The following is a 13592-nucleotide window of genomic DNA, read 5'->3' on the forward strand; positions in this document are numbered from 1 at the left end:
CGGGGAGTGCCCGGGCCGGGATGCGGCTGCCCCGCCGTGCGTCGGGCGCGGCGGGGCAGTGGACGGGGTGGTCAGCCGTTGCGCGGGCCGGGGAAGACCCCGGGGCGCAGGTCCTCGCGCAGTGCCGGGCGCTCCACCGGGGGCTGCGGGGGCATGGAGCGTGCGGCGGGCACGGCGGGCAGCGGCGGCGTACCGCCGGAGCCGGGCGCCATGGGCATCGGGCGCGGCACGGCGCTCTCCGCGCCCGGCTCGGCCGCTCCCGGCTGCCGGGCGTTGCGGCGCGCGCCGTAGCGGCGGTGGACCGCCTGCTTGGTGACCCCGAGCGCGGAGCCCACCGCGTCCCAGGAGAAGCCCAGCGAGCGGTCGAAGTCCACCGCCGCGGTGACCAGGGTCTCGACGCTGTCGCGCAGTTCCTGGGCCAGCCTGACGGTGGGGGCCGGGGCCCTGCCGTAGACGACGAAGCCCGTGGACGGGCCGGAGCGGCGCGGTCGGTAGACGTTGCCCAGTTGGGCGGTGAGCGTGCGCAGCGCGTCCACCTGCCGCCGGACCCGCTCGATGTCCCGCACCAACAGATGCAGGCTGGCCCGCGCTTGGGCGTCGTGGGTTGCGTGGTCGGCCATGAAGAAGCCTCTCGAACCGGCGTTGAAAGGGATCGGGCCGCACCATGGCGGCTCGCTTCGGTCAATCTCTCTTGACCAACGCGACAGTCGGTGATCTGGTCACGTGCGGGGGCGCGAGCGCATCCGGGAGGGGCGCGCGGTGACGCGTACGCCCCCCGAGCGCCCGGCCCATAGACTTGGGGGCCGACCGGCGGAGCGGAGCGGCGTCATCCCACCGTGCCGGTCGGCCCCCCGCGTCGCAGTTCCCCGTACGTTCCGGCCCGAGAGGCAGTCAGCCACCCATGAAGCTCGTCTTCGCAGGCACCCCCGAGGTTGCCGTACCCGCCCTGGACGCCCTGATCGCCTCCGACCGGCACGAGGTGGCGGCCGTCGTCACCCGGCCCGACGCACCGGCCGGGCGGGGCCGCCGACTGGTCGCGAGCCCCGTCGCGGAGCGCGCGGAGGAGGCCGGGATCGAGGTGCTCAAGCCCGCCCGGCCGCGCGACGAGGACTTCCTGGCACGGCTGAGGGAGATCGCCCCGGACTGCTGCCCGGTCGTCGCCTACGGGGCGCTGCTGCCCAGGACCGCGCTCGACGTGCCCGCCCACGGCTGGGTCAACCTCCACTTCTCGCTGCTGCCCGCCTGGCGCGGCGCGGCCCCCGTCCAGCACGCGGTCATGGCCGGGGACGAGGTGACCGGGGCGTCGACCTTCCTGATCGAGGAGGGGCTCGACTCCGGCCCGGTGTACGGCGTCCTCACCGAGGAGGTGCGTCCCACCGACACCAGCGGCGACCTGCTCACCCGTCTGGCGTTCGCCGGGGCGGGGCTGCTCGTCGCGACCATGGACGGCATCGAGGACGGCACGCTGCACGCGGTGCCCCAGCCCCCCGAGGGCGTGACCCTCGCCCCGAAGATCACCGCAGAGGACGCGCGGGTGCGCTGGTCCGAGCCCGCGCTGCGGGTCGACCGGGTGGTGCGCGGCTGCACCCCCGCCCCCGGCGCGTGGACGGTGTTCCGCGGCGAGCGCCTCAAGCTCGTCCAGGTGACCCCGGTGACGGACCGCGCGGACCTGGCGCCGGGCGAGCTGTCGGCGGCGAAGAACAATGTGTACGTCGGCACCGGGTCGCACGCCGTCGAACTGCTCTGGGTCCAGCCGCAGGGCAAGAAGCCGATGCGGGCCGCGGACTGGGCCCGCGGCGTGCGCATCGTCCACGGCGAGCTGCTGGGGGCCTGAGGGCCCCGGGGGCCGGGCACGGCGACGTAGGCTTGGGGGGTTCGTCCCCTCACCACCAGCGGAGCACCTTTCACGTGAACGACCAGCAGCGTCGCCGTCCCGCCAAGCCGCATCGCCGTCCGAAGAAGGACCCCGTCCGGTTCCTCGCCTTCGAGGCGCTCAGGGCCGTCGACGAACGCGACGCGTACGCCAACCTCGTCCTGCCCCCGCTGCTGAAGAAGGCCCGCGCCGCGGGCGACTTCGACAACCGGGACGCGGCGCTGGCGACCGAGCTGGTCTATGGGACGCTGCGGCGCCAGGGGACGTACGACGCGATCGTCGCGGCCTGCATCGACCGGCCGCTGCGCGAGGTCGACCCGCCGGTCCTCGACGTGCTCGACATGGGCGTGCACCAGCTTCTCGGCACGCGCATCCCCACCCACGCCGCGGTCTCCGCCAGTGTGGAACTGGCCCGGGTGGTGCTCGGCGAGGGGCGGGCCAAGTTCGTCAACGCCGTCCTGCGGAAGGTCGCCGCGGACGACCTCGACGGCTGGGTGGCGCGCGTCGCCCCGCCGTACGACGAAGACCCCGAGGACCATCTCGCGGTCGTGCACTCGCATCCCCGCTGGGTCGTCTCCGCCCTCTGGGACGCGCTGGGCGGCGGCCGCGCCGGGATCGAGAACCTCCTGGAGGCGGACAACGAACGGCCCGAGGTCACGCTCGTCGCCCGCCCCGGCCGGTCCACCACCGAGGAACTCCTGAGGGCCCTCGGCGAGGAGAACGGCCTGCCCGGCCGCTGGTCGCCCTACGCCGTGCGGATGGCCGAGGGCGGCGAGCCGGGCGTCCTGGAGGCGGTGCGGGAAGGGCGCGCCGGGGTCCAGGACGAGGGCAGCCAGCTGGTCGCCGCCGCCCTCGCCCACGCCCCGCTGGAGGGCCGTGACACCCGGTGGCTCGACGGCTGCGCGGGGCCCGGGGGCAAGGCCGCCCTGCTCGGCGCACTGGCCGCCGGACGCGGCGCCGGCCTGCTCGCCGCCGAGAAGCAGCCGCACCGGGCCCGCCTCGTCGAGCGCGCACTGGCCGGCAATCCCGGCCCGTACCAGGTGGTCACCGCCGACGGCACCCGTCCGCCGTGGCGTCCGGGCACCTTCGACCGGATCCTGATGGACGTGCCGTGCTCCGGCCTCGGCGCGCTGCGCCGCCGCCCGGAGGCGCGCTGGCGGCGCCGGCCGGAGGACCTGGAGGGCTTCGCGCCGTTGCAACGCGGGCTGCTGCGTGAGGCGTTGGCGGCGGTACGGGTGGGCGGCGTCGTCGGCTACGCGACCTGCTCGCCGCATCTCGCGGAGACCCGGGTCGTCGTCGAGGACGTGCTCAGGGGGCGCGGCGGCCGGCCGGTCGAGGCGGAATGGATCGACGCCCGCCCGCTGATGCCGGGAGTGCCCGCGCTCGGGGACGGCCCCGACGTCCAGCTGTGGCCGCATCTGCACGGCACGGACGCGATGTACCTGGCGCTTCTGCGGCGCACCGGCTGACGCGGACCGGCCGTCGTCCACGGACCGCCCTGGCCCGCACGCGACGGCCGAAACGTCCGGATCGGGCGGATGGTGCGGCCGGGATCCCGCGAACTGTAACGATCCCGTGAGGCTTTGGCCCGCGCAGGGTCGGGGAACCGGTGCGGAGCATGGCAGGCTTGGCACATGGCCCAGATCAACCCCAGCATCCTGTCCGCCGATTTCGCCCGTCTCGCCGAGGAGGCGAAGGCGGTGGAAGGCGCCGACTGGCTCCACGTCGATGTGATGGACAACCACTTCGTCCCCAATCTGACCCTCGGCGTACCGATCGTGGAATCGCTCAGCCGGGCCACGGACACCCCGCTGGACTGCCATCTGATGATCGAGGACGCGGACCGCTGGGCGCCGCAGTACGTCGAGGCGGGAGCCGGATCCGTCACCTTCCACGCGGAGGCCGCCGCCGCCCCCGTACGGCTGGCGCGGGAGATCCGGGCCAAGGGCGCCCGTGCCTCCATGGCGCTCAAGCCCGCGACGCCCATCGAGCCGTACGAGGACCTGCTCCCCGAGCTCGACATGCTGCTGATCATGACGGTGGAGCCGGGCTTCGGCGGTCAGGCGTTCCTGGACATCATGCTGCCGAAGATCCGCCGCACCCGTGAGCTGATCTCCAAGCACGGGCTCGAACTCTGGCTCCAGGTCGACGGAGGCGTCTGCGGGTCCACCATCGAGCAGTGCGCCGAGGCCGGTGCGGACGTCTTCGTCGCCGGCTCGGCGGTCTACGGGGCCGAGGACCCCGCCGAAGCGGTGCGCGCCCTGCGCGCCCAGGCCGACGCGGCCATCACCTCGGCCGCTTGGGCCTGCCGCCACTGACCCGCGACCACGGCCGGAACGCGCTCCGGCTCCGAACGGAAATCGGCCCGGCCAAGGGCGGATACGCGGTCCGACGGGACCGATCAGGGATCGCCGGATCTGACAGGATGAACGGCGTATCGAGAGTGTGAAGAGCAGTGAGGAGATCGCGGTGTCTGCAATGTCGGCGGGACGGTCCGCCCTGCGGATGGGGCCCGCGGAGCTGGTGCAGGCGGCGGCCATGGCCCGCCGCTTCTACCTCGAAGGAAAATCGAAGATCCAGATCGCCGAGGAGTTCGGTGTCAGCCGCTTCAAGGTGGCCCGGGTCCTGGAGACGGCGCTCGAACGCGACCTCGTGCGCATCGAGATCCGTGTCCCCGCCGAGCTGGACGCCGAGCGTTCCGACGCGCTGCGGGCCCGCTACGGACTGCGTCACGCGGTGGTCGTCGAATCGCCCGCGGAGGAGCCCGACGACGCACCCGACCCGGAGAACCTGGGGGAGGTCGCGGCCGATCTGCTCGGCGAACTGGTGACCGAGGGCGATGTGCTCGGCCTCGCGTGGGGCCGGTCCACGATCCACATGGCCGCCGCCCTCGACCGGCTGCCCCCGTGCACCGTCGTGCAGCTCACCGGCGTGTACGACGCGGGGACGGCCGAACGCGGCTCGGTCGAGGCGGTCCGGCGCGCCGCCCAGGTGGCGGGCGGCGAGGCCCACCCCATCTACGCGCCGATGCTGCTGCCCGATTCGGCCACGGCCGCCGCGCTGCGCCACCAGACGGGCATCGCCCGCGCCTTCGACTACTTCGACAAGGTGACCGTCGCCGCGGTGTCCATCGGCTCCTGGGAGCCGGGCATCTCCACCGTCCACGACATGCTCACGGACGAGGAGCGCGCGCACTACGCCTCGCTCGGTGTCGCCGCGGAGATGTCCGCGCACCTCTTCGACACGGAGGGGCGCCGGGTCGGCCGGGACCTGGGGGAGCGGTGCATCACGGTCGAGGCCGACCGGCTGCGCCGGATCCCGGAAGTGGTGGCGATCGCGGGTGGTCGGCGCAAGGCCGCCGCGATCGGGGCGGTGCTGCGGTCCGGCCTGGTCACCAGCCTGGTGACGGACACGGCGGCGGCCGAGTACCTGCTGACCGAGTCGGCGGCGCCGAGGCGCCCGGCGCTGGAGCGGGCGGACCCCGACGGGGCCTGAACGGGTGCGGGCCCGGCGGCCGGTGGCGGCGATGACCGTCACCGGCCGCCGTGTCCGCGCCGTCATCAAGGCGGCATCCCCACGGCCGGGGGAGCGGCTTTCGCAGCCTCGTGAGAACGGTGTTCCGCCCGCGGATCGATCGGACGGCCCGCGGGCGGAACGTGGAGGTCAGTCCCGGGCGACGCCCAGAACCGTCGCCTCCAGGTATTCCTCCGGTTCCTCGTACTGGCCCACGTCCGCCGGGTTGTAGCGCGGGGTCTGGCGCGACCAGTCCAGATTGCCCCGCATCCAGCTGCGCATCCCGTCCAGGTACGGCAGGAGGATCCCGGACAGCTGCGGGTACGAGCTCAGCAGCTCGGCCTCGGCGGCGAGGAACCGCCTGGTCTCCCGGTCGGTCTCGGCGCAGACGTGTTCCAGCGCCTTCCGCTTGTCGTATCCGCGGTGGTGGCGGACCAGGTGGACGAGGTTGTGGATCTCGCCGAGGACCTGTTCCTTCTCGTACGAGTACACGTCGTTGGCCCAGCAGACGACGTTGCACGAGGCTTCCAGCGCGGTGATGAACCGGGAGTCGTTGTGGATCGACTCGGGAGCCTCGATCCCGGCGACGATCTCTATGAGATCCATGCAGACATGGATCGCGCCGGTGTGGCGCCGCCTGGCGATGTAGGTCTCCTCGGACGGCACCACACCGGCCGCGCGGTTCCCGGCTTCCCAGGTGGTGGTCGTCGTGAGGTACTCGGTCAGGTGCCAGCCGAACCGGGCGCGCCAGTGCGCGGCGGCGTTCGGCGTCGTGCGTTCCCACAGGTCGACCAGGGCGACCACGGCGGCGGGAAGCTCCTCGTCCGGCGTGGTTCCCGTGCCCTTGCCCTCGATCACGGACCTCATCACGGCCACCACGTCGCGCACCCGCTCCGGGCTGCGGCCGAGATGGCCGTCGTCGAGCTGGTCGTCGACGAGAAACAGCCACACGAACCAGTCGGCGACGAGGTCGAGCCGCTCGGCGTCGGCGGTCGGATACACCATGCCGACGAAGGCCCCGAAGTCCGCCTGCTCGAAGCGCTCCATGGCCGAATCCCGGTGTACCAGACCGGTGTTGCGAATCCATGCGTCGAGATGGGACCGCGTGTGTGCGACGTGCGGGTTGGTGCGTTGGGGGAACGGGCAGTAGATGTCCGGCAGTTCACTGTCCACGGTGGGCCTTGATCCTCTCCGGTCGTACCTCTGGCGGGGGTTGTGACTCCTCCGCCTCCTCCTCCGGGCGTCGTGGTGACCCGCGGGACCTGCGGGTTTGAAGCTACCCGACCGCTTGTCGCCAGGTCCAGGGATGATGATCGTGAATGATTACGAATGCCGCGGGGCGTGCGAGGGTCACCGGGCACGCCGCGTGACGGAGGAGGGGGTTCCGCTCGCCCGGGGCTCCTGTGCGTCTTCCTTGGAGGAACATACGAGCGCCGGGCCGCTTTGCTGTGCCTTTGTGGGCGCGACCTGCGCCATTTCGTATGAAAAAATGAGCATCATGCGCTTTCTTGAGCCCGGTACCGGTCGCTACACAGAGTCCCCCTCGGTCCCGTACGACCTCACGTACGACGACGTCTTCATGGTCCCGGGGCGTTCGGCGGTCGGTTCCCGCCAGGGTGTCGATCTCTCCTCGCCCGACGGCACCGGCACCACCATCCCGCTGGTCGTGGCGAACATGACGGCCATCGCGGGCCGTCGGATGGCCGAAACGGTCGCCCGTCGCGGCGGGCTGGTCGTCATCCCGCAGGACATCCCGATCGACGTCGTCACCGATGTCGTCTCCTGGGTGAAGAAGCGCCATCTGGTGCTCGACACGCCGATCGTGCTGACCCCGGGCCAGACGGTGGCCGACGCCCTGTTCCTGCTGCCCAAGCGCGCACACGGCGCCGGTGTCGTCGTCGACGCGGAGCACCGGCCCGTCGGTGTCGTCACCGACCACGACCTCGCCGGTGTCGACCGCTTCACCCAGCTCTCCGAGGTCATGTCCAGGGACCTGATGCAGCTCGACGCGGACATCGAACCGCGCGACGCTTTCAACGAACTCGACGGTGCCCACCGCAAGTTGGCGCCCGCGGTCGACGCGGACGGCCGGCTCGTCGGGATCCTCACCCGCAAGGGCGCGCTGCGTGCCACGCTGTACACCCCGGCCACCGACGCCTCGGGCCGGCTGCGGATCGCCGCCGCGGTCGGGATCAACGGCGACGCCGCGGGCAAGGCCGAGCAGTTGCTCGACGCGGGCGTCGACACGCTCGTGGTGGACACCGCGCACGGGCACCAGGAGTCCATGATCGGCACCATTCGCGCGCTCCGGGCGCTCGACCCGCGGGTGCCGGTCGTCGCGGGCAACGTCGTCGCCGCCGAAGGGGTGCGCGACCTCGTCGAGGCGGGTGCGGACATCGTCAAGGTCGGTGTCGGACCGGGCGCCATGTGCACCACCCGGATGATGACGGGTGTGGGCCGGCCGCAGTTCTCCGCGGTCCTCGAATGCGCCGCCGAGGCGAGGAAGTACGGCAAGCACGTGTGGGCCGACGGCGGCGTCCGGCACCCGCGCGATGTCGCGATGGCGCTCGCTGCGGGCGCGTCCAACGTGATGATCGGCTCGTGGTTCGCCGGTACGTACGAGTCGCCCGGAGACCTCCAGCAGTCCGCCGACGGGCGCTTCTACAAGGAGTCCTTCGGCATGGCGTCCGCGCGCGCCGTGAGGAGCCGTACGTCGGACGAGTCGGCGTACGACCGGGCCCGCAAGGCCCTCTTCGAGGAGGGCATCTCCACCTCGCGGATGTTCCTGGACCCGGTCCGGCCCGGTGTGGAGGACCTGATCGACTCGATCATCGCGGGCGTCCGCTCCTCCTGCACCTACGCCGGCGCGGCGTCGTTGGAGGAGTTCGCCGAGAAGGCGGTCGTCGGGGTGCAGAGCGCGGCCGGGTACGCCGAGGGCAAGCCGCTGCACGCAAGCTGGAGTTGATCCCGCTGCCCGTCACGAGGCGGACCATCGCTCGGAGTCGACCCGGTGGCCGTCATGGCCGTTCCACGGCCGGGCGTTGATTGCGCGCCCGCCACAAAACCGTTGCCCCTCATGGCTGTTCACGCCGTGAGGGGCAACCGCTTTCCAGTGGGCATGCGGGGCACGGTTGTCCGATTCTGCCCCCATCGGCCCGGGGCGAAGGCCCAACTGTGCCGGGTTCTCAGTAATATGAACGGCGCCCAGTTGCCCGCCCCTCTCTGCGGTAAGGGATCTCATGTCCTTCTTCACTGACCTGGCCCATCAGTACATCGACGGAGAGTGGAGGCCGGGCAAGGGGTCCTGGGACATCATCGACTTCAATCCGTACAACGGGGAGAAGCTCGCCTCGATCACGGTCGCCACGGCCGACGAGGTGGACCAGGCGTACCGCTCCGCCGAGACCGCCCAGTACGCCTGGGGCGAGACCAACCCGTACACCCGGCGGCAGGTGCTGGAACGGGCGCTGCGCATCGTCGAGGAGCGCGAGGAGGAGATCGGCGACGCGATCGTCGCGGAGCTCGGCGGCACCCGGCTGAAGGCGGCCTTCGAGCTGCACCTGGCCAAGGAGTTCCTGCGGGAGTCGATCCAGCTCGCGCTGCGGCCCGCCGGGCAGATCCTGCCCTCGCCGACCGAGGGCAAGGAGAACCGCGTCTACCGGGTGCCGGTCGGGGTCGTCGGCGTGATCAGCCCCTTCAACTTCCCGTTCCTGCTGTCGCTGAAGTCGGTCGCCCCCGCCCTGGCGCTCGGCAACGCCGTGGTGCTCAAGCCGCACCAGAACACCCCGGTCTGCGGCGGCACGCTGGTGGCGAAGGTGTTCGAGGAGGCGGGGCTGCCGGCCGGGCTCCTCAACGTCGTGGTCACCGACATCGCCGAGATCGGCGACGCGCTGCTGGAGCACCCCGTTCCGCAGGTCATCTCCTTCACCGGTTCGGACAAGGTGGGGCGGCACGTCGCCACGGTCTGCGCGGCCAACCTCAAGCGGGCCGTGCTGGAGCTCGGCGGGAACAGCGCGCTGATCGTCCTCGACGACGCCGATCTGGACTACGCCGTGGACGCGGCCGTCTTCAGCCGCTACGTGCATCAGGGGCAGGTCTGCATGGCCGCGAACCGCATCCTGGTCGACCGGGCGGTGGAGAAGGAGTTCACCGAGAAGTTCGTCGCCAAGGTCGCGTCGCTGCCGGTCGGCGACCCGGCGACCCCCGGGACCGTGATCGGCCCGCTGATCAACGCCACCCAGGCCGAGGCGATCACCTCGCTCGTCGACCAGGCGGTGGAGGACGGGGCCACCGCCCTGCTGCACGGCAGGGCCGAGGGCAACCTGGTGAGCCCGTCCGTGCTGACCGGTCTGCCCGCCGATTCCCCCGTCCTGTCCCAGGAGCTGTTCGGACCGGTCGCCCTCGTCGTTCCGTTCGACGGCGAGGACGAGGCGGTACGGATCGCCAACGACACCCCGTACGGGCTGAGCGGTGCGGTGCACACCGGCAACATCGAGCGCGGCGTACGGGTCGGGCAGCGCATCCACACCGGCATGATCCACATCAACGACGGCACGGTCCACGACGAGCCCATCGTCCCGTTCGGCGGCGAGAAGAGCTCCGGCCTCGGCCGGCTGAACGGCGACTCCATGGTCGAGGCGTTCACCACCCAGAAGTGGATCTCGGTGCAGTACGGCCGCTCGCGGTTCCCCTTCTGACGAGGCCGCGCCCGCGAGGCGCTTCCCGTTCCCACCGCCCCGCCGGGCGCGCCCGGCGGGGCGGTGACGTGGTCTACTTCGGGGGCGGCCCGCGCCGCCCCCGAACCGGCCATCGCAGAGAAGTGAACCGCCCGACGTGCGCCTGAACGACCTCGACGAACGCATCGTCCACGCCCTCGCCGAAGACGCCCGGCGCTCCTACGCGGACATCGGCGCGCTCGTGGGCCTCTCCGCGCCCGCGGTGAAACGCCGCGTGGACCGGCTGCGCGTCGAAGGGGCGATCACCGGGTTCACGGTGCGGGTCGACCCGGCGGCGCTGGGGTGGGAGACCGAGGGCTACATCGAGATCTACTGCAGCCGCAACACCTCCCCGGAGGCGATCAAGCAGGGTCTTGAGCGTTATCCGGAGGTCGCGTCGGCGTCCACGGTGACGGGCGAGGCCGACGCGCTGGTGCAGGTCTTCGCCGCGGACATGCGCCACTTCGAGCAGGTGCTGGAACGGATCGCGGGCGAGCCGTACGTGGAGCGGACCAAGTCCGTGCTGGTGCTCTCGCCGTTGCTGCGCCGGTACTCGTCCGGGCCGCCGCAGTAGGCGCGGTGCGCCGAGAAGACCGGACGGACCCCGCCCGGTCGGACCGGCTGAGACCTGCGTCACCCTTCTGACCTGGGACGACACCCGGCGCAATGAATCGCCGCGGCGGGCCCATGACGCGCAATGGATCAACGGTGGATGCGCAACGGTCGCGCCTTGTCCGCCCCGAGCGGTGGACCGTACCGTCAATACGTCCCGCCCCGCCCCGTCGTCCGAGGTCAGACATGCCGTCGTTGCGCACCGCCCTGCTCCAGAGTTCCGGACGCCCCGGGCACGTGGACACGAACCTCGCGACGCTCGACGAGGCGGCGCGACGGGCGGCGGACGCCGGGGCCCGGCTCATGGTCTGCCCCGAACTGTTCCTGACCGGCTACGCGATCGGCGCCGACGTGGCCCGGCTGGCCGAGCCGGCCGACGGACCGTCCGCCGGGGCCGTGGCAAAGATCGCCGCCCGGTACGGGCTCGCGGTCCTGTACGGCTGCCCGGAGCGCGACGGCGAGCGGGTCTTCAACGCCGCACGGCTCGTCGGCCCGGACGGGGCGGCGCTCGCCGACTACCGCAAGACCCATCTCTTCGGCGACTTCGAGCAGGAGTGGTTCACCCCGGGCGGGCAGCCCCTCGTCCAGGCCGAAGTGGACGGCGTCCGCGTCGGGATCCTGATCTGCTACGACGTCGAGTTCCCGGAGAACGTCCGCGCGCACGCCCTCGCCGGCACCGATCTGCTGCTGGTGCCCACCGCGCTCATGCACCCGTACCAGTTCGTCGCCGAATCGCTCGTCCCGGTCCGGGCCTTCGAGAGCCAGATGTACGTGGCGTACGCCGACCGGACGGGCCCGGAGGGCGCGTTCGACTTCGTCGGGCTGAGCTGCCTGGCCGGCCCCGACGGCACCGTCCGCGCCCGCGCCGGACGCGGCGAGGAACTGATCGTCGGCGACGTCGACACCGCGCTCCTGGGCGCGTCGCGCGAGGCCAACCCGTATCTGCGCGACCGCCGCCCCGGCCTGTACGGCTCCCTCGCCTGAGCCAGGGCCCGCCGCCCCTCCGTTCCACCGTTCTCGTTCCCGTGCAAGGAGTCCGTACCCCATGACGTCCACGGTGCCCAACGCCGCCCAGCATACCGAGGCCGCCGAGCCCATCACCATGTTCGGACCGGACTTCCCGTACGCGTACGACGACTATCTCGCGCACCCCGCGGGGATCGGGCAGATTCCGGCGACCGAACACGGCTCCGAGGTCGCCGTCATCGGCGGCGGGCTCTCCGGGATCGTCGCCGCGTACGAGCTGATGAAGATGGGCCTGCGGCCCGTCGTGTACGAGGCCGACCGGATCGGCGGACGGCTGCGCACCGTCGGCTTCGACGGCTGCGATCCCGGACTCACCGCGGAAATGGGCGCGATGCGCTTCCCGCCCTCCTCCACCACGCTCCAGCACTACATCGACCTGGTGGGTCTGGAGACCAGGCCGTTCCCCAACCCGCTCGCCCCGGCCACCCCGTCGACCGTCGTCGACCTCAAGGGCGAGTCGCACTACGCGCGGACCATCGACGACCTGCCGCAGGTGTACCGGGACGTGATGGACGCCTGGAACCGGTGCCTGGAGGAGGACGCCGACTTCTCGGACATGAACCGCGCGATGCGCGAGCGCGACGTGCCGCGCGTCCGGGAGCTGTGGTCGAGGCTCGTCCACCGGCTCGACAACCAGACCTTCTACGGCTTCCTCTGCGACTCGGACGCCTTCAGGTCGTTCAAGCACCGGGAGATCTTCGGACAGGTCGGCTTCGGCACCGGCGGCTGGGACACCGACTTTCCCAACTCCATCCTGGAGATCCTGCGCGTCGTCTACACCGAGGCGGACGACCACCACCGCTCCATCGTCGGCGGCAGCCAGCAACTCCCGCTGCGGCTCTGGGAACGCGAACCACGCAAGATCGTCCACTGGCCCCTCGGTACCTCGCTGTCCTCGCTGCACGGCGGCGAACCGCGCCCCGCCGTCACCCGGCTGCACCGCACCGCCGGGAACAGGATCACCGTCACCGACGCCACCGGTGACATCCGCACCTACCCGGCCGTGATCTTCACCGGACAGTCCTGGCTGCTGCTCTCGAAGATCGACTGCGACGACGCGCTCTTCCCGATCGACCACTGGACGGCGATGGAACGCACCCACTACATGGAGTCGTCCAAGCTGTTCGTCCCCGTCGACCGGCCGTTCTGGCGGGACGAGGCCGTCGACGGCAGTGGGGTGCCGACCGGGCGGGACCGCATGTCGATGACGCTCACCGACCGGATGACCCGGGGCACCTACCTCCTGGACGACGGCCCCGACAAGCCCGCCGTCATCTGCCTCTCGTACACCTGGTGCGACGACAGCCTGAAGTGGCTGCCGCTGTCGGCGAACGAGCGGATGGAGGTCATGCTGAAGTCGCTCGGCGAGATCTACCCGGACGTCGACATCAGGAAGCACATCATCGGCAACCCGGTGACCGTCTCGTGGGAGAACGAGCCGTACTTCATGGGGGCGTTCAAGGCCAACCTGCCGGGCCACTACCGGTACCAGCGGCGGCTGTTCACCCACTTCATGCAGGACCGGCTGCCCGCCGACCGGCGGGGCCTCTTCCTCGCGGGCGACGACATCTCCTGGACGGCCGGCTGGGCCGAGGGTGCCGTGCAGACCGCGCTCAACGCCGTGTGGGGCGTGATGACCCGGTTCGGCGGCGCGACCGACCCGACGAACCCCGGCCCCGGCGACGTCTTCGACGACATCGCCCCCGTGGAACTCCCGGAGGACTGAGGGGCGTTTGGACCGGCGCGGGATGCGCGGGACCGGGGGGGGGGGGGGGGGGGGGGGGGGGGGGGGGGGGGGGGGGGGGGGGGGGGGGGGGGGGGGGGGGGGGGGGGGGGGGGGGGGGGGGGGGGGG

Annotated in this window: 11 protein-coding genes; 9 read left to right on the forward strand and 2 right to left on the reverse strand. The window is 72.0% G+C overall.

All coding sequences use genetic code 11. The annotated features are described in order from the left end of the window. Positions 1 to 71 precede the first annotated feature (71 nt). Complete coding sequence (locus ACGF2V_RS10615; protein WP_362627327.1) at positions 72 to 620, reverse strand: hypothetical protein; 549 nt, start codon at positions 618 to 620, stop codon at positions 72 to 74. 281 nt (positions 621 to 901) lie between these two features. Here ACGF2V_RS10615 and fmt point away from each other — a divergent pair, with 281 nt between their 5' ends. From fmt to ACGF2V_RS10635, 4 genes are all read left to right on the forward strand, one after another. Further along, positions 902 to 1834: a methionyl-tRNA formyltransferase gene (gene fmt / locus ACGF2V_RS10620; protein ID WP_362627330.1), complete on the forward strand. Its 933-nt coding sequence runs from the start codon at positions 902 to 904 to the stop codon at positions 1832 to 1834. A gap of 74 nt (positions 1835 to 1908) precedes the next feature. Continuing rightward, the gene (locus ACGF2V_RS10625; RefSeq protein WP_362627334.1) at positions 1909 to 3342 is read left to right on the forward strand and encodes a transcription antitermination factor NusB; all 1434 of its coding nucleotides are present in this window, start codon (positions 1909 to 1911) and stop codon (positions 3340 to 3342) included. A gap of 165 nt (positions 3343 to 3507) precedes the next feature. Beyond that, positions 3508 to 4191, forward strand: coding sequence for a ribulose-phosphate 3-epimerase (rpe, locus tag ACGF2V_RS10630; protein WP_362627337.1), 684 nt, complete (start codon positions 3508 to 3510; stop codon positions 4189 to 4191). A 160-nt stretch (positions 4192 to 4351) separates the two neighbouring features. Beyond that, the gene (locus ACGF2V_RS10635; protein WP_073787572.1) at positions 4352 to 5368 is read left to right on the forward strand and encodes a sugar-binding transcriptional regulator; all 1017 of its coding nucleotides are present in this window, start codon (positions 4352 to 4354) and stop codon (positions 5366 to 5368) included. 168 nt (positions 5369 to 5536) lie between these two features. Here the strand turns inward: ACGF2V_RS10635 and ACGF2V_RS10640 are convergent, their stop codons facing one another. After that, positions 5537 to 6559, reverse strand: a complete 1023-nt coding sequence (locus ACGF2V_RS10640) for a terpene cyclase (RefSeq protein ID WP_362627339.1) — start codon at positions 6557 to 6559, stop codon at positions 5537 to 5539. 325 nt (positions 6560 to 6884) lie between these two features. Here ACGF2V_RS10640 and ACGF2V_RS10645 point away from each other — a divergent pair, with 325 nt between their 5' ends. The 5 genes from ACGF2V_RS10645 to ACGF2V_RS10665 all read left to right on the forward strand — a co-directional run bounded on the left by ACGF2V_RS10645 (position 6885) and on the right by ACGF2V_RS10665 (position 13465). Continuing rightward, a complete protein-coding gene (locus ACGF2V_RS10645; protein WP_362627342.1) occupies positions 6885 to 8351 on the forward strand; it encodes a GuaB1 family IMP dehydrogenase-related protein in 1467 nt (488 codons plus the stop codon). A 274-nt stretch (positions 8352 to 8625) separates the two neighbouring features. Beyond that, positions 8626 to 10083, forward strand: coding sequence for an aldehyde dehydrogenase family protein (locus ACGF2V_RS10650; protein ID WP_362627345.1), 1458 nt, complete (start codon positions 8626 to 8628; stop codon positions 10081 to 10083). Positions 10084 to 10219: 136 nt separating this feature from the next. Then, positions 10220 to 10675 carry an Lrp/AsnC family transcriptional regulator gene (locus ACGF2V_RS10655; RefSeq protein ID WP_362627348.1) on the forward strand — a complete coding sequence of 152 codons (456 nt, stop codon included), beginning with the start codon at positions 10220 to 10222 and terminating at the stop codon, positions 10673 to 10675. Between the two features lie 224 nt (positions 10676 to 10899). After that, positions 10900 to 11697 (forward strand): carbon-nitrogen hydrolase family protein, encoded by a 798-nt coding sequence (locus ACGF2V_RS10660; protein WP_362627351.1) that lies wholly within the window; start codon positions 10900 to 10902, stop codon positions 11695 to 11697. Between the two features lie 61 nt (positions 11698 to 11758). Continuing rightward, positions 11759 to 13465, forward strand: a complete 1707-nt coding sequence (locus ACGF2V_RS10665) for an NAD(P)/FAD-dependent oxidoreductase (protein ID WP_362627354.1) — start codon at positions 11759 to 11761, stop codon at positions 13463 to 13465. The last annotated feature ends 127 nt before the right edge of the window (positions 13466 to 13592 follow it).

Source organism: Streptomyces sp. NPDC047982 (assembly GCF_043204165.1).
Taxonomy (GTDB): domain Bacteria; phylum Actinomycetota; class Actinomycetes; order Streptomycetales; family Streptomycetaceae; genus Streptomyces.

Excerpts from the sequence above, each read along its gene's own strand:
- ACGF2V_RS10615 (WP_362627327.1), bottom strand. The coding sequence starts at position 620 with ATGGCCGACCACGCAACCCACGACGCCCAAGCGCGGGCCAGCCTGCAT.
- fmt (WP_362627330.1), top strand. The coding sequence starts at position 902 with ATGAAGCTCGTCTTCGCAGGCACCCCCGAGGTTGCCGTACCCGCCCTG.
- rpe (WP_362627337.1), top strand. The coding sequence starts at position 3,508 with ATGGCCCAGATCAACCCCAGCATCCTGTCCGCCGATTTCGCCCGTCTC.
- ACGF2V_RS10635 (WP_073787572.1), top strand. The coding sequence starts at position 4,352 with ATGTCGGCGGGACGGTCCGCCCTGCGGATGGGGCCCGCGGAGCTGGTG.
- ACGF2V_RS10645 (WP_362627342.1), top strand. The coding sequence starts at position 6,885 with ATGCGCTTTCTTGAGCCCGGTACCGGTCGCTACACAGAGTCCCCCTCG.
- ACGF2V_RS10650 (WP_362627345.1), top strand. The coding sequence starts at position 8,626 with ATGTCCTTCTTCACTGACCTGGCCCATCAGTACATCGACGGAGAGTGG.
- ACGF2V_RS10660 (WP_362627351.1), top strand. The coding sequence starts at position 10,900 with ATGCCGTCGTTGCGCACCGCCCTGCTCCAGAGTTCCGGACGCCCCGGG.
- ACGF2V_RS10665 (WP_362627354.1), top strand. The coding sequence starts at position 11,759 with ATGACGTCCACGGTGCCCAACGCCGCCCAGCATACCGAGGCCGCCGAG.